Below are 19,162 nucleotides of genomic sequence, written 5' to 3' on the forward strand. Positions count from 1 at the left end.
TGGTTGTACTGCCGATCGGTTACGCTAGTGGTGTACGCGAATCGCAACAACCGAAGCGGGTCCGCGCACCGACATTCGAGAAGGACTTTCGTCAAGCAACGGCGGTAGTCGGCGGTCCCACCGACCGTACGAACCGCTGTGCCCGTGACGAAGGGACTACTCGTGGTGAAGAACGACACCTCCGACAATCGCAGTCGGCGCTCGCGTTCCCGTACGTCGGTCGACGCCCGGCCACTCGATACGCACGCGGCCGGCAGCACCCACCCCGGTGGCCACCTCCCCGGCGGACCCCTCTCCGGAAACGCATCCGAGGTCAACGGCCTGAGCGCACTCCTCGGCCCGGACAGCCTGCGCACGAACTTCCTTCGCATCGTCGATCTGCAGACCGGTGCCGTCGTGGGGTACGAGGCCGTGGTGTCCGGACCCGAGAATTCGTCGTTCGAGGATCCGATCGCCCTGGCGTCGGCCGCCCGGTCGATGGGAATGACACCCGATCTCGATGCGGCCCGCTGGAGCGGCGCCCTCGCCGAAGCCGCTCGCGTCGAACTGCCCCGCGACCTGCCGCTGTTCATCGCGGTCGATCCCGACTCCATCGTGAATCTGCCCGACCTGCGTGAACACGACCTCGGCGGTGCGGTTCTGCAGTTCGACGAGACCGCACTCATCCGCCGCCCCGCGCACCTCATGCGTGTGGTCGCCGAGGTACGACGGCTCGGGTGGGCGATCGCCGTCGATCACGTCGGCATCCGCCCGGAGTCGCTGGCGTTGTTGCCGCTGCTCGAACCCGATGTCATCAAGCTGGACCGAACGCTGCTCGCCACCAGGCCCAACCGTTTCACCGCTCGCGTCGTGAACGCGGTCGCCGCCCAAGTCGAGCGGACCGGCGCCATCGTCATGGCCGAGGGCATCGCCACCGATCGCGACGCGACCACCGCGCAGGCCATGGGCGCCCGCGTCGGGGAGGGGTCGCTGTTCGGCTCCACCACTCGTCTCGAGGACCGTCGGCTGGGGGCCGAAGATCGTCCCGTCGGGTCGCCGCTCGAGTTCAAGGCGTCCGCCGAGCGCGGGGCCACACCGATGTCGTCGCCGTACAACCTGGCGGCGGGCGGTCGCGACGTGCGCCGGGCCAGCAAGCGGCTCCTCATCGAGATCAGCAAGAACCTCGAGTCGGCGGCCACGGAGAGCCAGCAGACGGCGTTGATGCTGGGATCGTTCCAGCACATCAGGCAGTTCACCCCGATCACCGGTCGGCGCTGGGAACTGATGGCGATGAACGCGGCTCTGGTCGGCGCGCTGGGCGAAGGCATGGGCCCGGAGCCCGCACCGAAGATCCGTGGAGCGAGCCTGTCCGCGTCGGACCCGGTGCGCGAGGAGTGGGACGTGGTGGTCCTGACACCGCACTTCGCCGCGGTCCTGGCCGCGCGGGACCTCGGTGACACCGGACCCGACATGGAGCGACGGTTCGATTACGTCCTCTCCCACGACACGTCGCTCACCGTCGCGTGTGCGCGGTCGTTGATCGGCCGACTGCCTCCGGAGCGGTCCGGGAACTGACTGCTGCCGGACTCCCCACCCGGAGTCAGGGGCACCCTCACCTCCCGAGACGGACCGAACGGCACCCTCACTCCGATCGGGCGCCCGGCCCACCCGGAGTCAGGGGCACCCTCACCTCCCGAGACGGAGCGAACGGCACCCTCACTCCGACCGACCGGGCGGGCCCGTCGGACTCAGGCGCTCAGCTCGCTCGGCACCACGACGTTGTGCACGAACCGAATCTTGTCCAGCACCCGTGCCGGCAACACGAACGGGTACAGGTCCTGGTGCCCCATCGAGCGGTTCATCTGGTTGAGCGCCCAGGTCAACGGCAGCCACCAGTCCTTGATCCGCGCGAAGCCCACGTCACCGGAGAGCGGCGCGTCGAACGTCGAACCCGCGGGCGCGAACGCGTAGGCCGCCGCGGTGTCGAGGGTGTCGCGGATGTGCAGGTAGTGGGCGAAGGTCTCGGCCCAGTCCTCCGCGGGATGCATGGTCGCGTAGGACGAGACGTAGTTCTTCTTCCAGCCCTCGGGTGCACCCTCGCTGTAGTGGCGGTCGAGCGCGTCCTGGTAGCTGTCGTCGGGGTTGCCGAAGAGCTCCTCGAACCCGGCGCGATGCTCACCGTTGCCGATCAGCACCATCTGATAGAAGTGCCCGATCTCGTGCCGGAAGTGACCGACCAGGGTGCGGTACGGCTCGTCCATGGACACGCGGAGCTGCTCGCGGTGCACGTCGTCGCTCTCGGCCAGGTCGAGGGTGATGAGTCCGCTGGCGTGACCGGTGATGACCTTGCGATTCTGACTCGACAGCAGGTCGAACGCGAGGCCACCGTCGGGATTCTCGTCGCGCCCGATGATCGGCAGGTGCAGCTCGTCGAGTTCGAAGATCACGCGGCGCTTCGCGGTCTCGGCGGCGGCGAACTCCACCATCGCCTCGGTGTCGGTGTCCGCGGGCCGCGTGCGGGTCAGCGAGCACGACAGGCACAGCGTGTCGCCGTTCGTCGTGTCGACCAACCAGTTGCACTGCGCAAGCTTGATGTTCGCGCACCGCGTCCAGGTGGTGCCGTCGACCTGCACGGAGGCGTTGTCGTCGAGCACGAGGATCGACCTGCTCGGGAGATGGAAGCCGAGAAGACTGTCGCAGCTCAGGCATCGCGAGTTCTCGAACGACAGTTGTTGGCCGCACTTGCGGCAGACGAAAACTCGCATGGGGGTGATTCGACCCTTCTTGGGATGGTGGAACAGACAAGCCTACGCAGGTGAAACCGGTGTTTAGAACGTCGTCGCTCTGTCTATCCCACACGTATGACTGACTCGAACCAGAAAGCCGCTTACACAGTTCCCGGCCTCAGCACCGACGACGGCGCCCGGGTGGCAGCCGTTCTGCAGGATCGTCTGAACGCACTCAACGATCTCCACCTCACGCTCAAGCACATCCACTGGAACGTGGTCGGACCGAACTTCATCTCCGTCCACGAAATGCTCGACCCGCAGGTCGAGGCCGTTCGCGGTTTCGCCGACGACGTCGCGGAACGCATCGCGACGCTCGGCTCGTCCGCGAAGGGCACCCCCGGCACCATCGTCTCCGAGCGCAAGTGGGACGACTACAGCATCGGCCGCGCACCGGCCATCGAGCACCTCGGTGCCCTCGATCTGGTCTACACCGGCGTCATCACCGACTACCGCAACGCCATCGAGGAGTCCGGCAAGGTCGATCCGGTCACCGAAGACCTCCTCATCGGACACAGCGGCCAGCTGGAGCTGTTCCACTGGTTCGTTCGCGCACACCTGGAGAACTCCGGCGGCCAGCTCTCGACCGCAGGCGCGTCGTCCGAGACCGAGGCCGCCGACAAGGCGGGATAAACCCTCGGGTTTCGAACCCGCACACTTCGACGACGCCGCTTCTCCTGACGGGGAGGCGGCGTCGTCGTGCGTTCGCCCGTACTGCCGTCGGACACCGCACTGCCGTCCCACACCGCGGGGTGTACTTTTCTCTCATCATGGCGGAGCCGACCACCTCTCAGAACGCACGAAGTCGCCCCACCGACCGACTCCGAGGGATCGTCGACCGCATCGCCGACGCCCGACGCGGTGACAGCAGCGAGACCATCGCCGCCGTGTTTCTCCTGGTGGCCACGCTTGCCGCGTTGGCTTGGGCGAACTCACCGTGGGGCGCCTCGTACACGTCGTTCTGGCACACCCCGCTGTCCATCCGTTTCGGTGACCACGGCATCGAACTCGATCTCCAGCACTGGGTCAACGACGGATTGATGACCCTGTTCTTCTTCGTCGTGGGGCTCGAGGTCAAGCGTGAATTCGCGATGGGCGAACTCCGCGATCGGTCCCGCGCGGCCGTACCCATCGTCGCGGCGGTCGCCGGGCTCGCGCTCCCCGCAGCCCTGTTCCTGCTGCTGAACCCCAGTGGACCCGCGTCGGCCGCGTGGGGGGTGGTCATCTCCACCGACACCGCGTTCCTGCTCGGAACGCTCGCCGTCATCGGACCGACGCGCGCCGTGCGCCTCCGCATCTTCCTGCTGACCCTCGCCGTTGCCGACGACGTGGGCGCGTTGGCGATCATCGCCGTCTTCTACACCGACGAACTGCGCGTCACGCCGCTGCTCGTCTCCGTCCTCGGGTTGGTGCTCGTCGCGTCGATGCGCCGACTGCGGGTGTGGCGCGGCGCGGGGTACTTCGTGGTCTCGATGTTCACCTGGGTGGCGATGTACGAATCGGGGGTGCACCCCACGATCGCCGGCGTCATGATCGCGCTGATCCTGCCGGTGTATCCGCCGCGCCGACGCGAGGTGGAGCACGCCGCGGCGCTGACCCGAGCGTTCCGTCAGTCCCCGAACCCCGAATACGCGCGTGCCGCCCGCCTGGGTCTCGAGCGCGCGGTCTCCGTCAACGAGCGGCTGATGCGGCTCTATCAGCCGTACACCGCGTTCATCATCGTGCCGATCTTCGCGCTCGCCAACGCCGGCGTGGTGCTCAGCGCGGAGACTCTGCGCGCCGCTGCGACCTCGGCGTTGACCTGGGGCATCGTCCTGGGACTGGTGGGCGGCAAATTCCTCGGCATCACCGGCGCGAGCGTGTTGTTCGCCAGGCTGCGGCCCGCGTCCGCGACGCCCGGGCTGACCACCCCGCAGATCGCCGGCGGCGCAGCGCTGTCCGGTGTCGGCTTCACGATTTCGTTGTTCATCGTGGACCTCGCGCTCGACGACGAGATACTGGCGGATCAGGCCCGAGTCGGCGTGCTGGCGGCGTCGGTGCTCGCGGTGCTGCTGGGATGGATCGTGTTCTCGGTGGGCAACCGGGTCTCACCGCCGCCGGCGGAACCGTCGCCGACGCTTCTCCGACCGGTCCGGGCGTCCCGCGATCACATTCGTGGTCCGGTGGACGCGCCGCTGACCATCGTCGAGTACGGCGATTTCGAGTGCCCCTTCTGCAGCAAGGCCACCGGCAGCACGCGAGAGGTGCGCGATCATTTCGGGGACCGGGTGCGCTACGTCTTCCGCCACTACCCCCTCGACGACTATCACCCGCACGCCCGGTACGCCGCGCAGGCATCGGAAGCCGCTGCGGCACAGGGGAAGTTCTGGGAGATGCACGACACACTCTTCCTCCATTCCGACGCCCTCGAGCGGGACGACATCGACTCCTACGCGGACGCCGTCGGGCTCGACCTCGCGCGGTTCGAGGAGGATCTGCGGACCGGCGACTTCGTCTCTCGCGTCGAGGACGACGAGCTCGACGCACTCACCAGCGAACTACCGGGAACGCCGACGTTCTACCTGGGCGTACGCGGGTCGCCTCCTTCGCGGCACAACGGCCCGCACGACGCGGCGACGTTGATCCGCGAACTCGAAGCGCTGTCCGCGGCGGCACGCGCCCCGGAGTCAGGGGCACCCTGACCACCCGAGACGGACCCAACGGCACCCTCACTCCGAACGGGTGCCGGAGTCAGGGGCACCCTGACCTCCCGAGACGGACCCAACGGCACCCTCACTCCGAACGGGTGCGCACCACTGGGCACCCTCACTCCCCCCGCGGCGCCTCCACCCGGTTCCCGTCCTCGTCCCAGTGCTCGGCCACCTTCTTCGACGGCTGCACCCGCGGCGGCTCCCCCGGCATCTTGGGGTAGTCCGGTGGGAAGTTGAGCTCGCCGCCCGGCAGCGTCTCCCACAGGTTCAGTAGCGGCTCGAGGGAATGGGCCACGTCGTTCATGTCCGCCCACGGGTCGCCGTCCGCCAGGAGATCGGGCACAGTCGTGAGATTGAAATCGGCCGGATCGGTGACCTCGGCCAGCATCTCCCACGTCATCGGCGTGCTCACCGGAGCACCGGGGCGGGCGCGCAGACTCCAGGCTCCGGCGATGGTGCGATCGCGGTTGTTCTGGTTGTAGTCGAGGAAGATGCGCTCTCCGCGTTGTTCTTTCCACCAGGCGGTGGTGACTCCGGAGTCGCGGCGCTCCAGCTCGCGGCCCAACCCGATCGCCGCGTGCCGCACCTGTTCGAAGGTGTAGATCGGCTCGATCCGAACATAGACATGGATGCCGCGATTGCCACTCGTCTTGGGATATCCGCGCAGTCCGAGTTCGGCGAGCAGTTCGCGGGTGAGGTCCGCGACGCGTCGGGCATCGGCGAAGGTGGTGCCCGGCTGCGGGTCGAGGTCGAGTCTGAGCTCGTCGGGCTTGTCCACCTCGGGCCGTCGTACGGGCCAGGGATGAAAGGTCAAGGTGCCCATCTGCGCTGCCCACACCAGCGCCGCCGGCTCCGTCGGGCACAGCTCCTGCGCCGTCCGTCCGCTGGGGAAGGTGACCCCGACCGTCTCGACGTAATCGGGTGCCCCCCTGGGCAATCGCTTCTGGTAGAAACCCTGACCCTGCTTGTCCGTGGGTCCGGTGGCGAGCCGCATGCCCTCACGCCACCCGTCGGGCCACCGTTCCATGGCCGTGGGTCGGTCTCCCAGCGCGTGCATCAACCCGCTCCCGACGCTCGAGAAGTAGGTGCACACATCGAGTTTGGTGATCTCGGGCGTTCGCTCGGTGGCCTCGAAAACGACGCGTTCCGGACTCGACACCCGTACCTCGCGTTCGCCGACCGTCACCGTGGCCGCGCTGCTCTTGGCCATGGTCAGCGTCCGTCCAGCACGTCGGCGACGTCGTAGTCCGGGGGACTGTCGAGCTGATCGTAGGTGCAGCTCGACGGGTCGCGGTCCGGGCGCCAGCGCAGGAACCGCGCCGCATGGCGCAACCGGTCCTTCTCCATCTGGTCGTACGCCACCTCGAGGACACGCTCGGGGCGCACCGGGATCCACGTTCGGTCCACACCGTTCCGCCACCGGGTCTGTTCCCCGTCCGCCACCACGTCCTCACCCACGCGCAGGGTTTCGAGATCGGCGAGGTGCTCGAGCCGCATCTTGTCGGTGAACGCGGACGCACCTCCGATCATCTGCAGCTCGCCGTCCCGGTACAGACCCAGGAGCATCGATCCGATTCCGTTGCCGGACTTGTGGATTCGGTACCCGATCAGCACACAGTCGGCGGTGCGCGCATGCTTGATCTTCACCATCTCCCGCTTGTTCGGCAGATAGACCGAATCGAGGCGCTTGGCCACGACGCCGTCGAGTCCGGCACCCTCGAATCGATCGAACCAGTCCTCGGCCACGGAGGACTCGGCGCTGACGCGGGTGACGTGGCACCGCGGGGCCTCGAGTTCGGGGTCCAGGATCGCTTCCAGACGTGCGCGTCGCTCCGCGAACGGTGCACTCGTGAGGTCCTCGTCGCCGAGGGCGAGGAGGTCGAACGCCACGAACTGCGCCGGTGTCTTCTCGGCCAACATACGAACTCGGCTGTCGGCCGGGTGAATCCGCTCGGACAGCGAATCCCAGTCCAATCGCCAGGCACCGTCGGTCTCGAGCGCGACGACCAGTTCACCGTCGACGACGCATCGTTCGGGCAACTCGGCACGGACCGCGTCGACCATCTCGGGGAAGTACCTCGCGAGATCCTTGCCGCCGCGCGACCCGAGCACGACGTCGTCGCCGTCCCGAAAGACGATGGTGCGGAACCCGTCCCACTTCGGCTCGTACGACCAGGTCGGCGCACCGGAGTCCGGCTGCACGGGCACCGTCTTGGCGGCCTTGGCCAGCATGGGCTGCAACGGCGGAAGCACGGGAAGATCCACCACGTCATCCTCCCACGTCTTCGACTCACCGGAAGGCTCCTTGTCGCTCGTACTCACGACGAAAGGTCCCGCGCGAATCGCCCTACAGTGTCGCCATGAACTCCGCACCTTCCATCGTCCTCGGCAGCTCGCGTGGTCGATGGATCGTCGCCGCGACCGTCCTCGGATCGTCGATGGCCATGCTCGACGGCACGGTCGTCAACGTCGCCCTCCCGGACATCGGCGCGGACCTGGGCGCCGACGTGGCGGGACTGCAGTGGACCGTCACCGGATACACACTCACGCTCGCCGCCCTGGTGCTCCTCGGAGGGTCTCTCGGGGATCGCTTCGGGCGCCGACGCATGTTCGTGCTCGGCACCGTCTGGTTCGCCGTGGCGTCCGTGGGATGCGGGTTCGCGGTGAACATCGAGATGTTGATCGCGGCACGGGTGATTCAGGGGGTCGGCGCGGCTCTGCTGACGCCGGGCTCGCTCGCACTGATCTCGGCGTCCCTCGCTCGCGAGGATCGGGCGGCCGCCATCGGATTGTGGTCGGGACTCGGCGGCGTCTCGGCGGCCGTCGGTCCCCTTCTCGGCGGCTGGCTGGTGGAGATCGCCGGGTGGCGGTCGGTGTTCCTGATCAACGTTCCGGTGGCGGTCGCGGTGGTGGCGGTGTCGATGCGCCATGTCCCCGAGAGCCGTGACGAACACTCCCCACCGGGTCTCGACGTCGCCGGGGCGGCGACGGTTGCGCTCGCGCTCGCGCTGGTGACCTTCGGTGCAATCCACGGCCGGTGGGGTCCGGTCCTGGTCGGCGTCGGTGTTGCCGCGGCCTTCGTTCTCCTGCAGCGCCGCAGTCCACATCCGCTGGTTCCGCCGACGTTGTTCCGTTCCCGCATCTTCGTCGCCACGAACCTGGTGACTCTCGCGGTGTACGCCGCCCTCGGCGGGGTGCTGTTCCTGCTGGTGTTGGAACTTCAGATCGGACTGGGCTACTCACCGCTCGCCGCGGGGGCCGCCACCCTTCCCATCACCGTCGCGATGCTGCTGCTGTCGTCGCGCGCGGGAGCGCTCTCCACTCGGATCGGCCCCCGACTACCGATGACCGTCGGGCCGCTGCTCGCCGCCGTCGGTCTGCTGGCCATGGTTCGCATCGATCCGGGTGCCGGCTACGTCACCACCGTGCTGCCGGCAGTGGTGATCTTCGGCCTCGGCCTGGCGCTGTTGGTGGCACCCCTGACCGCCACGGCCATCGGGGCAGCTCCGGATGCCAATGCGGGAAGCGCGTCCGCGGTCAACAACGCGGTGGCGCGCACGTCACAACTCCTGGCGGTGGCGGCAATTCCCGGACTGGTGGGTGTCGGAGGCGATCGCGCCCTCACGCCCGACGCATTCTCGGGCGGATTCCATGCGGCGATGGTGATCTGCTCGGGCCTTCTGGTTCTCGGCGCGGTGATCGCCGCTCTGTTCGTTCGTACCCCGACGGTCGCCGAGAGCCCGAGTTCCGGATCACCCGCATGACCCCGGACCGGCCGGCGTTCGAACGCTCCGCCGAATCAGTTGACCAGGCAGGCGACGCCCGGATCCTCGCGCAGTTTGGCGAGCGCGCTGCGGATGCGTGACTTCATCGTCGACACCGGTACGTTCATGCGCTCGGCGGCCTCGGCGTAGGTGAGGCCCTCGAAGAACGCCATGAACAGGCATTCGCGCTGCCGACCGGACAGATTGGCCAGAGCATCCATCACCGGACGACGGTCGAGGAAACGATCCGAGGTGTTGGGCACTCCGAGTGCGGCGTCGAGCATCGCGTACTTGGACTCGCGATCGGTGCGGGACTGTTCGGAACGCACCCGGTCGATGGCGCGGCGGTGCGCCATGGTGACCAGCCAGGCCGCGGGCGAGCCCTGACTCGGCGAGAAACTCGGCGCTTTCTGCCATACCTCCAGGTAGACGTCCTGCACGCACTCCTCGCTGAAGCCACGATCACGCAGCACGCGGAGCACGGCGCCGTAGACCCGCGAGGACGTCGCATCGTAGAACCGGGCGAAGGCCTCGCGGTCACCCCGACCGATGGCCTGGAGCAGAACGGACAGCTCTGCCGGGCTCGGTCCGCTCGCCTTGAGCGTCGTGGTGGATCGAGACCGATCGGTTTCGGACGAAGCGTCGGAGGACCGCGGCGGCTCCGAGATCGCTGCATTCGGTTGTGCCAGAACTGATTCCACGGTGCTCACCCCATCCGAAGAACGCCGAGAGCGTTTTTCTGTTACCCCGAGCATTCCCTCGGAAGTGAGCGTTAGCGCAACCTCTAGGTCGCGATTTGGTCACCTATGAATAACGGAACAGTAACGGACGTTCGAAACGTCGCCCACCACCCCTGCAGGACCGAATGCCCTGCGGTCTATCGTTTCCTCATGAGCAGCACCACGGACGACGCGTCCACCACCGAGTCTCCCACGACCGACGCCTCCGGCACCCCGAACTCCGGCACCCCGAACTCCGGGTCCCCGAACTCCGAGAAGTCGAGTCCGGACGTCAAACCCCGCAGTCGCGACGTCACCGACGGCCTCGAGAAGACCGCGGCCCGCGGCATGTTGCGCGCCGTGGGCATGGGAGACAAGGACTGGGGCAAGTCGCAGATCGGTGTCGCGTCGTCCTGGAACGAGATCACTCCGTGCAACCTCTCTCTGGACCGCCTCGCGAAGGCCGTCAAGGAAGGCGTCCACACCGGCGGCGGATATCCGCTGGAGTTCGGCACGATCTCCGTCTCCGACGGCATCTCGATGGGGCACGAGGGTATGCACTTCTCGCTGGTTTCGCGCGAGGTCATCGCCGACAGCGTCGAGACCGTGATCAGCGCCGAGCGCCTCGACGGTTCCGTACTTCTCGCCGGTTGCGACAAGTCCCTGCCCGGCATGCTCATGGCCGCCGCCCGCCTGGACCTCGCCAGCGTCTTCCTCTACGCGGGTTCCACCCTTCCCGGATTCGCGACGCTGTCGGACGGCAGCGAGCACCAGGTGACCATCATCGACGCCTTCGAAGCGGTGGGCGCCTGCTCGCGTGGCCTCATGTCGCGCGAGGACGTCGACACGATCGAGCGCGCCATCTGTCCCGGCGAAGGTGCCTGCGGCGGCATGTACACCGCCAACACCATGGCCAGCGCCGCCGAGGCCATGGGAATGTCGCTGCCCGGAAGCGCCGCCCCGCCCGCACCCGACAAGCGTCGGGACGGTTTCGCCCGCGCCAGCGGTGAGGCCGTCGTCGAACTCCTGCGCCGCGGCATCACCACCCGCGACATCATGACGAAGGAGGCGTTCGAGAACGCCATCGCCGTCGTGATGGCGTTCGGCGGATCCACCAACGCCGTGCTGCACCTCCTCGCCATCGCCTACGAGGCCGGCGTCGATCTGACCCTGGACGATTTCGTCCGCGTCGGCGCCAAGGTTCCGCACCTCGCCGACGTCAAGCCGTTCGGCAAGCACGTCATGACCGACGTCGACCGCATCGGCGGCGTTCCCGTGATCATGAAGGCCCTGCTCGACGCCGGTCTCCTGCACGGCGACTGCATGACGGTCACCGGCCGCACCGTCGCGGAGAACCTCGCCGACATCGCTCCCCCCGATCCCGACGGTCTGGTGCTGCGCGCGATGACCGAACCGATCCACCCCACCGGCGGCATCACGATCCTGAAGGGGTCGCTCGCCCCGGGCGGCGCCGTGGTCAAGTCCGCGGGCTTCGACTCCGACGTCTTCGAGGGCACGGCTCGGGTGTTCGAGCGTGAGCGCGCCGCGATGGACGCCCTGGAGGACGGCACCATCACCGCCGGCGACGTCGTCGTCATCCGTTACGAGGGCCCCAAGGGCGGGCCCGGTATGCGCGAGATGCTCGCCATCACCGGCGCCATCAAGGGTGCGGGACTGGGCAAGGACGTCCTGCTCATGACCGACGGCCGGTTCTCCGGTGGCACCACGGGTCTGTGTGTCGGACACATCGCGCCCGAGGCGGTCGACGGCGGACCCATCGCCTTCGTGAACGACGGTGACCGCATCCGACTCGACGTCGGCAACGGCACGCTGGATCTGCTGGTCGACGACGCCGAGATGTCCGAGCGTCGAGCCGGGTGGGAACCGCTTCCCCCGCGCTACACCCGCGGTGTGCTGGCGAAATACTCGAAATTGGTGGGGTCTGCGTCGAAGGGTGCGGTCTGCAGCTGACGCCGTCGCGTCCCGGTCCGTGACCGGGGCGCGATCCCAACGTGACCGTTCCGTGACCACGGTGTGCGCTGGACTACACGATCCCGGGGCACCCTGAGGGTAGGCGGTCGGGGGAACCGGCAGCCGATGCCGGGGATGGCGCTCGCTGTCTTCGGAACCGAGCGAAAGGTTCGTACCCTCATGACCGTCACCCGCACCGCGTCGATCACCACCAAGGCCGTCGCAGGAGCATTCGGCATCGCACTCGGCGTGGCCGCGTTCGCTCCCGCCACCGCAACCGCTGCCCCGGCGCCCGCGCAGCCCCTCTCCGTGTGCCAGGCACCGTTGGGCCAGGACGCCATCGGCGCCCTGTGCTCGGCCACGAGCGACGCCACCAGCGCGGCCGCCGCTTACGGTGACGCCACGGCCGCCGCCAACGTCAACGCCCTCGCCCTCGCGCTCGGCCTCAACGGCGGCGTCGCGGACAGCTCGGCCGTCGGCGGAGCCGCACCGGCCGCCATCGCCTTCGGACCGGGCAGCATCGCCTCGGCTCTCGGCCTCAACCCCGGACTGTCCATCGCCATCGCCGGTCCGGGCGCCACGGCCACCGTCGACTCCCTCGGCGGCGTCTCCTGCAACGGCGCCAGCTTCGCGGGCGATCTGACGACGCTCCAGGCCTGCCTGCGCGCGAACTGATCCATCGGCACCACCCGCACACGGCACCACCCGCACACGACGAAGGCCGTGACCCCCCGAGGGGTCACGGCCTTCGTCGTACGGGTCGAGCGATCAGCGAACGGGAGAGAACCCGGTCCCGACGCCGCCGCCGCGGTTGATGTCGTCGAACACGGTCTGGATGTTGGTGCCGACCTGAGGCCCGATGCACGGAACCCCGAGGTAGGCGTTCACCATGCCGACCAGCGTCGTGCCGGCCACCACGGGCCCACCCGAATCGCCCTGGTTCACGCAGATCTGGGTGTAGGTGCGATCGTTCTGGAAGATCTCGCCGTAGGAGATGCCGCAGGTGTTACCCGTCGTGCGGCCCTCCTTGCACATGATGCCGGGGAACGACAGCGGTGCGCCCACCCCGGTGATCGTGACGTTGCCGATGCGGTTGGTCGGCGCGACGCGTCCGCGATCGAACTCGATCACCGCGTAGTCCAGACCCGGAACGGACGACACGACCCGACCGACCGCACCGGCCTCGGGGAGGTACTCGGCGCCGATCAGGTCACCGGGAACGCCGCAGTGACCGGCGGTGATGCCGACCAGGCGACCGGCGGCATCATCACCGATGGTGGTCAGCGTGCAGTCGAACTTGCCGTTTCCGGCGCTGTCGGCGACCAGGATGCCCGATCCACCACCCAGGACGGGAACGGGTGCCGCGGACGCGGTACCCACGCCGAGCCCCCCGACGATGGCGACGGCAGCAGTGGCTGCGATGAGAATCTTCTTGAACATGTTTCCCCTCCGGAAGTCCTGCGCACTGTAGCAATCGAAGGAGACCCCTCGGTGCAAGTCCGCGGTGACGTCACCCGTTCTTCAGTCTTTCCAGGGCCGCCCGGGCCGTCTCGAGCTCCCGACTCAGTGCTTCGACCCGTTGTTGGGCCGCGGCGCGCGCGTTCTCGACGACCTCGTCGACGGCGGCGGTGACGGTCGGATCGCCCAGTTCGCGCACCGCGCGCACCACCCGATCGGCGGTGACCTCGGCGGGCCGACCGACCTTCTTCGCGCCGTGGGCCACGGAGACCGTCCACACGTCGTCGGCTCCGGAGGAGATCGTGACGACCACCGGGGCGGGCTGACTGCGAGCCCGACGCTTCGCGGGGGTCGGGGCGGGAGTGGACGCGGGCGGTGCCTTCGGTGCCTCCGCGGCCCGCGGCGCCTTCGGTGCCTCCACGGCCGGCGGCGCCTTCGGTGTCTCCACGGCCGGCGGCGCCTTCGGTGTCTCCGGCGACACCGCGGCCGGCGCGACCCCCTCGGTCCTCGCGACCCGAGGCCGCGGCGACGACTTTCTCACGGGCTTCGCCGGCGCTTCCCTCGTCATCCGGAGCTCGTCGGCCTCGTACGGCAACTGGTCGTCGATCCCCTTGGGGCTGACGGTGACGGTGGTCCCGTCCACCGACAGCACGCGAGCCGACGCGCCCTCCTCGAGTCCCAGCGAGGGCGTCGCTTCCCGGAGATACACCGTCACCCGCTTGCCCGACGCGAGCCCGGCGGTCAGGGTCTCGAGGTCGGCGGGGGTCAGGGCGTCACCGGGGGTGCGGGCGGCTCGCCGCCGAACGGTCGCGCTCATGGTCGTGGCCTCTCACCGATGGGTCGTGCGCGCAGTTGTATCGAGGCCCCATCGTAGAACATGCGTTCGACATCGTCGGGGACCGGCGGGCCAGGCGTTGCGTCCGAACCGCCGCCGGGTGTCCGCCCTCCCGCGTAGCGTGGCGGCATCACATCAGGGGGAGGCAGCAGGCCTATGTCACAGCTCGATTCTCGACCGCCGGGCACGAGCCGTCGAGCGCAGGTGTACTTGATCGACGCGGTCTCCGACCTCGACGTTCACGTCGCCACCGAATGGATCGACGAGCACGACGCGGCGGGGGACGTCGACACCGTGGTCATGACCGGCCGGGCGCTCGACGAGTTCACCGCCCGAGACCTGAGCAACGACCCCATGGTGGTCCCCCTGCGCGTCATCCGGATCAAACCGGAGCGCCCGCCCGGCGCCGTCGGATCGATGATCTCGCGGCTCACCACCCGGCGCGGCGCTCCCCGCGTGGTGGTCGGCGAACCCGCCACCGTCTCGGACCTGCGGTCCCGGTTCACCTCGACCGGGGGCCGGTCCCTGTCCTCCTACATCGCCCGCCAGGCGTCGCTGGCCCTCGACCGCGCCGAGCGCGAGGTGATCGGCAGAGAGTACAAGTTGCCGCGCTTCGTCGTCGAGGAGCTCACCGAACGGTCCCAGTTCCGCGCGGACCTCGCCGAACTCGCCGAGTCGGTGGACCAGTCGGTCGAGGCGGTCGACGAGCGCGTCCACGCCATCCTCGACGAGATGGTGGCCACCGAGAAGAGGTCGGCGGTCGAGCTGTGGGGGCAGCTGGGCAAGTTCTTCTCGCGGGCGTACCGGGTGGAGGTCGACACCGATCGGCTCGCCGAGATCCGGGAACTCGACAAATCGTTCCCGCTGGTCTTTCTTCCCAATCACCGCTCGTATCTCGACCCGCTGGTGCTCCGTCCGGCCCTGCTCGAGCAGGGCTTCCCGCTGAACCACGTGATGGGTGGCGTCAACGTCGGGTTCTGGCCGATCGGCCCGATCGCCAAGCGCAGCGGGGTCGTGCTCATCCAACGCAAGTTCTCCGACGCCGTCTACAAATGGACGCTGCGGCAGTACATGAGCTTCCTGCTGAGCAAGAAGTTCAACCTCGAGTGGTACATCGAGGGCGGCCGCTCGCGCACCGGCAAACTTCGGCCCCCACGGTTCGGTCTGCTCACGTACCTGTTCGATTCGCTCGAGTCCAGCACCGCCGCCGATGCGTACCTCATCCCCACGTCCATCACCTACGACCGGCTGCACGAGGTCGGCGACATGGCCCGCGAGTCGCACGGCGCGAAGAAGCAGGCCGAGGGCATCCGGATGGCCATCGGATACGTGCGCGCACAGGGTCAGATCCGCGGGACCGTCTACCTGCGGTTCGGCAAGCCGTTGTCCGCCCGCGCCTTCCTCGACGAGTACGACGACAAGCGGGTCGCCGTCCAGCGGGCCGCGCTCGCCGTGTCCCACGCGATCAACGAGTCCACCCCGGTCACGCCGGCGGCCCTCGTCGCGATGGCGATGCTCGGCATCGAGGATCGCGCCCTCAACGTCGCCGAGATGTGGTCGATCATCGAGCCGCTCACCCACTACATCGGGCGTCGTGGATTGCCCACCGCAGGAAACATCGAACTCGCGGACGTCGACGTCATGACCGCCGCGGTCCGCGAGCAGATCGCCGCCGGGGTGGTCATCCGGTTCGACGGTGGCCCCGAGCCGCTGTTCCGTCTCGCGCAGGACAAGCATCTCGTCGCGTCGTTCTTCCGCAACAACGCCATCCACTTCTTCGTCATGCGTGCCATCGGCGAACTCGTGGTGCTGCGGACGAAGGACTGCCCGTCGGGAACCGTCGCGGCCGACGACCTGTGGAACTCGGCGCTGGAGTTGAGAGATCTGCTCAAGTTCGAGTTCTTCTTCGGCGAGAAGAAGGAATTCGGTGAACGCCTCGAGGCCGAGGTCGAGCTCATCGACCCGCAGTGGCGCTCGCGCCTCGACGAACCGTCGTACGCGGTCGATTCGCTCGAACGCCAGCCCCTGCACCTCGCCCACCGCGTACTGCAGCCCATCTTCGAGGCCTACCTGGTGGTGGCGGATCAGTTGACGACGCTGGCGCCGGGGGTGTCGTTCGACCGCGAGACGTTCCTCATGGACTGCCTCGGGGTAGCCCAGTCGCGGCGCCTGCGTCAGCAGCTCGACCACAGCGACGCCATCTCGAACGAGCTGTTCGACACCGCGCTGCGGCTGGCGGAGAACCGAGCACTGCTCGACAGCGCCGAGGGCGAGGACCCCGGCCACGTGATCGAGCGGCGACGGGTCTTCGCGGCGGAGATCGCCGCGTGGGGAAGAATCTGCCGGGACATCCGCAGCATGGCGCACTCCGCGCTGGACGCGGTCGACAACGTGCACCGCGTCGACGGCGTCGGCCTGGCGTACCGCACCGAACACACCATCGACCCGGCCGGACGCCCGGCTCGCTCAGGAGGCGACAGGTGACCCGAGGACCGGCCCACTCGTTCGAGGACCTGCTCCGCGACATCGACGACGCCCCGCGCGGCCCGGACGTGGTCGCGTTCTTCGACTTCGACGGCACGGTGATCGACGGGTACTCCGCCGCCGCGGTGTTCAAGGAACGGCTGCGCCGGTTCGACGTGAGCCTCTTCGAGTTCTGGGAGATCAGTACCGCCGTCGTCGAGATGCAGGTTCGCGGCACCACGGTGGACAACCTCATGGACAAGGCGGTGCGCGCCCTCGCGGGCAAGACGCACGACGAGCTGCTCGATCAGGCGTCGGACCTCTTCCGGTCCGAACTCGCGTCCCAGATCTTCCCGCAGGTGCGCGAGCTGGTGAACGCCCACCATCGCGCGGGTCACCGGGTGGTGATGTCGACGTCGGCGACGCAGTATCAGGCGCAAGCGGTTGTCGAGGATCTGCAGTTCGACGACCTCGTCTGCACCCGGCCCGAGATGGACGCCGACGGAGTCCTCACCGGCGCGCTCGTCGGGAAGTCCCTGTGGGGTCCCCGCAAGGCCGAGGGCATCGAGGACTGGGCCCGCCGTGCCGGCGTCGACACGGGGGTGTGTTTCGGCTACTCCAACGGAGCCGAGGACGTGCCGATGCTCGAGACGGTCGGACGCCCCGTGGCACTCAATCCCGACGCCGGACTCGATCGCACCGCCCGTGACCGCGCCTGGCCGCGGGTGACCCTCGACAAACCGGCCCGCGGAGCCGATCTCACCTCGACGGTGCGCAGCGTGGCCGCCCTGGGTTCCGTGCTCGCCAGCGCCGGGTTGGGCGCCACGCTCGGAATTCTCAGCGGCAGCCGCCGGGTGGGGGCGAACATCACCAACTCGATCGCCCCCGAGGTCGCGCTCGCCCTGACCGGCGTGTCCGTGGAGGTCGACGGCGAGGAGAACGTCTGGTCGCAGCGGCCGGCGGTGTTCATGTTCAACCACCAGTCGACGATGGACATGATCATCGTGGCCCGCATCCTCCGCCGCGACATCACCGCCATCGCCAAGAAGGAGCTGAGCCGTGATCCGCGATTCGCTCCGCTGGGCGCCCTGTTCGACGTCGCGTACGTCGATCGGTCCAACACCGCGTTGGCCAGGGACGCGATGAAACCCGCGATCGACAAGTTGCACAGCGGGATCTCGGTGGCCATCGCGCCCGAGGGAACCCGGATGCCGACGTCCCGCCTCGGCCGCTTCAAGAAGGGCGGGTTCCATCTCGCGATGGAGGCGGGCGTGCCCGTCGTCCCCGTGGTCCTTCACAACGCGGGGGACGTGATGTGGAAGTCCTCGTTCACGGCGCACTCCGGCCACGTGAAAGTGACGGTGGGCGAACCGATCTCGACCAGCGACTGGTCGGCCGACACCCTCGACGAGCACATCGCCGAGGTCCGCGGCTTCTTCGACCGCACCCTGGGCAATGCCCGATAGACCCGACGGCCGGACGCGGTCGGAGATCGAGAACTCGATCCTCGGGGGTACCGCACGCTACAACCGCGACGAGGTGACGCAGCTCGCCGGCGTCGAACTCGAACGTGCGCAGCAACTCTGGGTGGCGATGGGATTTCCCACCGACCCCGATCCCGACGCCGTGATGTACACCGACGCCGACGTCCAGGCCCTGAAGATGATCACCGACCTCGTCCAGGACAACGTGGTCGAGAAGTCGATGGAACTCTCGGTCGCCCGGACACTCGGGCAGTCGATGTCGCGGCTCGCGGAATGGCAGGTGGGAGTGGTGAATTCCTACATCGCCGCCCGAATCGCCGAGGAGGCGTCGGAAGCGGGGTCCGGCGACCGGGACCGGATTCGCGAGGACGCACGCGCGGTGTCGCAGAACACCATCCCGGCGCTCGAGCACCTGCAGAACTACGTGTGGCGTCGGCACCTGGCGGCCGCCAGCGGACGCGCGCTGGCGGTGAACTTCTCGGACACCGCACCGGACGTGGTCGCCGTCGGTTTCGCGGACATGGTGGGCTACACCTCGCTGACGCGGCAACTGGACGTCGGCGAGCTCACCGGTCTTCTGGAGGAGTTCGAATCGGTGACCACCACCGTGATCGCCCGCGGCCACGGTTCGGTGGTCAAGAACGTCGGCGACGAGGTGATGTTCCGAGCCTCGAGCCCGGTGGACGCGGCCCGCATCGCGTTGCAGCTGCACGAGGCGTTCGCCGATCGCGAGGACATCCCGAAGCTGCGCGTCGGTGTGGCCGTCGGACCCGTTCTGGCCCGGTTCGGGGACGTCTACGGGTCCGTGGTGAACATCGCCGCCCGCCTGACCAGCAGCGCGCACCCGGGCACCGTGCTCGTCGACAGCGAGACCGCCGATGCTCTGGCCGATGAGGACGAGTTCTATCTCAAGTCGCTGCGGCCGCTCAAGGTGCGCGGCTATCACAAGCTTCGGACGTACGCGCTGCGCTGGAACCGGGACCGGGAAGGAACCGCCGACTCCGAGCGTTGAC

The 19,162-nt window shown here is 68.3% G+C and carries 15 protein-coding genes; 9 read left to right on the forward strand and 6 right to left on the reverse strand.

What is annotated here, in order from left to right:
• Positions 1-144: 144 nt before the first annotated feature.
• Positions 145-1,554 (forward strand): EAL domain-containing protein, encoded by a 1,410-nt coding sequence (locus ACY466_RS19385; RefSeq protein ID WP_463248094.1) that lies wholly within the window; start codon positions 145-147, stop codon positions 1,552-1,554.
• A 173-nt stretch (positions 1,555-1,727) separates the two neighbouring features.
• Here ACY466_RS19385 and ACY466_RS19390 read toward each other — a convergent pair whose 3' ends face one another.
• Positions 1,728-2,744 (reverse strand): zinc-binding metallopeptidase family protein, encoded by a 1,017-nt coding sequence (locus ACY466_RS19390; protein ID WP_463248097.1) that lies wholly within the window; start codon positions 2,742-2,744, stop codon positions 1,728-1,730.
• A 96-nt stretch (positions 2,745-2,840) separates the two neighbouring features.
• Here ACY466_RS19390 and ACY466_RS19395 point away from each other — a divergent pair, with 96 nt between their 5' ends.
• Both ACY466_RS19395 and nhaA read left to right on the forward strand, forming a co-directional pair.
• Positions 2,841-3,398, forward strand: coding sequence for a Dps family protein (locus ACY466_RS19395; RefSeq protein WP_463248100.1), 558 nt, complete (start codon positions 2,841-2,843; stop codon positions 3,396-3,398).
• Between the two features lie 137 nt (positions 3,399-3,535).
• Positions 3,536-5,446, forward strand: a complete 1,911-nt coding sequence (gene nhaA, locus ACY466_RS19400) for a Na+/H+ antiporter NhaA (RefSeq protein ID WP_463248103.1) — start codon at positions 3,536-3,538, stop codon at positions 5,444-5,446.
• 124 nt (positions 5,447-5,570) lie between these two features.
• Here the strand turns inward: nhaA and ACY466_RS19405 are convergent, their stop codons facing one another.
• Positions 5,571-6,665: a DNA polymerase domain-containing protein gene (locus ACY466_RS19405; RefSeq protein WP_463248106.1), complete on the reverse strand. Its 1,095-nt coding sequence runs from the start codon at positions 6,663-6,665 to the stop codon at positions 5,571-5,573.
• Between the two features lie 2 nt (positions 6,666-6,667).
• Positions 6,668-7,720, reverse strand: coding sequence for an ATP-dependent DNA ligase (locus ACY466_RS19410; RefSeq protein WP_463252373.1), 1,053 nt, complete (start codon positions 7,718-7,720; stop codon positions 6,668-6,670).
• 95 nt (positions 7,721-7,815) lie between these two features.
• Here ACY466_RS19410 and ACY466_RS19415 point away from each other — a divergent pair, with 95 nt between their 5' ends.
• Positions 7,816-9,219: an MFS transporter gene (locus tag ACY466_RS19415; protein ID WP_463248108.1), complete on the forward strand. Its 1,404-nt coding sequence runs from the start codon at positions 7,816-7,818 to the stop codon at positions 9,217-9,219.
• Between the two features lie 35 nt (positions 9,220-9,254).
• On the opposite strand, the gene ACY466_RS19420 is transcribed toward ACY466_RS19415, so the two are convergent.
• Positions 9,255-9,791, reverse strand: coding sequence for a sigma-70 family RNA polymerase sigma factor (locus tag ACY466_RS19420; RefSeq protein ID WP_463252374.1), 537 nt, complete (start codon positions 9,789-9,791; stop codon positions 9,255-9,257).
• 318 nt (positions 9,792-10,109) lie between these two features.
• Here ACY466_RS19420 and ilvD point away from each other — a divergent pair, with 318 nt between their 5' ends.
• Both ilvD and ACY466_RS19430 read left to right on the forward strand, forming a co-directional pair.
• Positions 10,110-11,909, forward strand: coding sequence for a dihydroxy-acid dehydratase (gene ilvD, locus ACY466_RS19425; protein WP_463248111.1), 1,800 nt, complete (start codon positions 10,110-10,112; stop codon positions 11,907-11,909).
• Between the two features lie 180 nt (positions 11,910-12,089).
• The gene (locus ACY466_RS19430; protein WP_463248114.1) at positions 12,090-12,584 is read left to right on the forward strand and encodes a DUF6764 family protein; all 495 of its coding nucleotides are present in this window, start codon (positions 12,090-12,092) and stop codon (positions 12,582-12,584) included.
• Between the two features lie 93 nt (positions 12,585-12,677).
• On the opposite strand, the gene ACY466_RS19435 is transcribed toward ACY466_RS19430, so the two are convergent.
• Positions 12,678-13,349, reverse strand: coding sequence for a chymotrypsin family serine protease (locus ACY466_RS19435; protein ID WP_463248117.1), 672 nt, complete (start codon positions 13,347-13,349; stop codon positions 12,678-12,680).
• A gap of 70 nt (positions 13,350-13,419) precedes the next feature.
• Positions 13,420-14,184, reverse strand: coding sequence for a DUF6319 family protein (locus ACY466_RS19440; protein WP_463248120.1), 765 nt, complete (start codon positions 14,182-14,184; stop codon positions 13,420-13,422).
• 174 nt (positions 14,185-14,358) lie between these two features.
• On the opposite strand from ACY466_RS19440, the gene ACY466_RS19445 reads away from it, so the two are divergent.
• Genes ACY466_RS19445 through ACY466_RS19455 form a run of 3 tightly spaced genes read left to right on the forward strand, consistent with a single transcriptional unit; the run spans position 14,359 to position 19,161 of the window.
• The gene (locus ACY466_RS19445) at positions 14,359-16,686 is read left to right on the forward strand and encodes a glycerol-3-phosphate 1-O-acyltransferase (RefSeq protein ID WP_463248123.1); all 2,328 of its coding nucleotides are present in this window, start codon (positions 14,359-14,361) and stop codon (positions 16,684-16,686) included.
• Complete coding sequence (locus ACY466_RS19450; protein WP_463248126.1) at positions 16,683-18,131, forward strand: HAD-IB family hydrolase; 1,449 nt, start codon at positions 16,683-16,685, stop codon at positions 18,129-18,131. Before ACY466_RS19445 ends, ACY466_RS19450 begins: the two co-directional genes overlap by 4 nt.
• On the forward strand, positions 18,121-19,161 hold the full coding sequence (locus ACY466_RS19455) for an adenylate/guanylate cyclase domain-containing protein (RefSeq protein WP_463248128.1): 1,041 nt from the start codon (positions 18,121-18,123) through the stop codon (positions 19,159-19,161). The genes ACY466_RS19450 and ACY466_RS19455 overlap by 11 nt, the downstream gene beginning before the upstream one ends.
• Position 19,162 lies beyond the last annotated feature (1 nt).

Source organism: Rhodococcus sp. K11/5 (assembly GCF_055193735.1).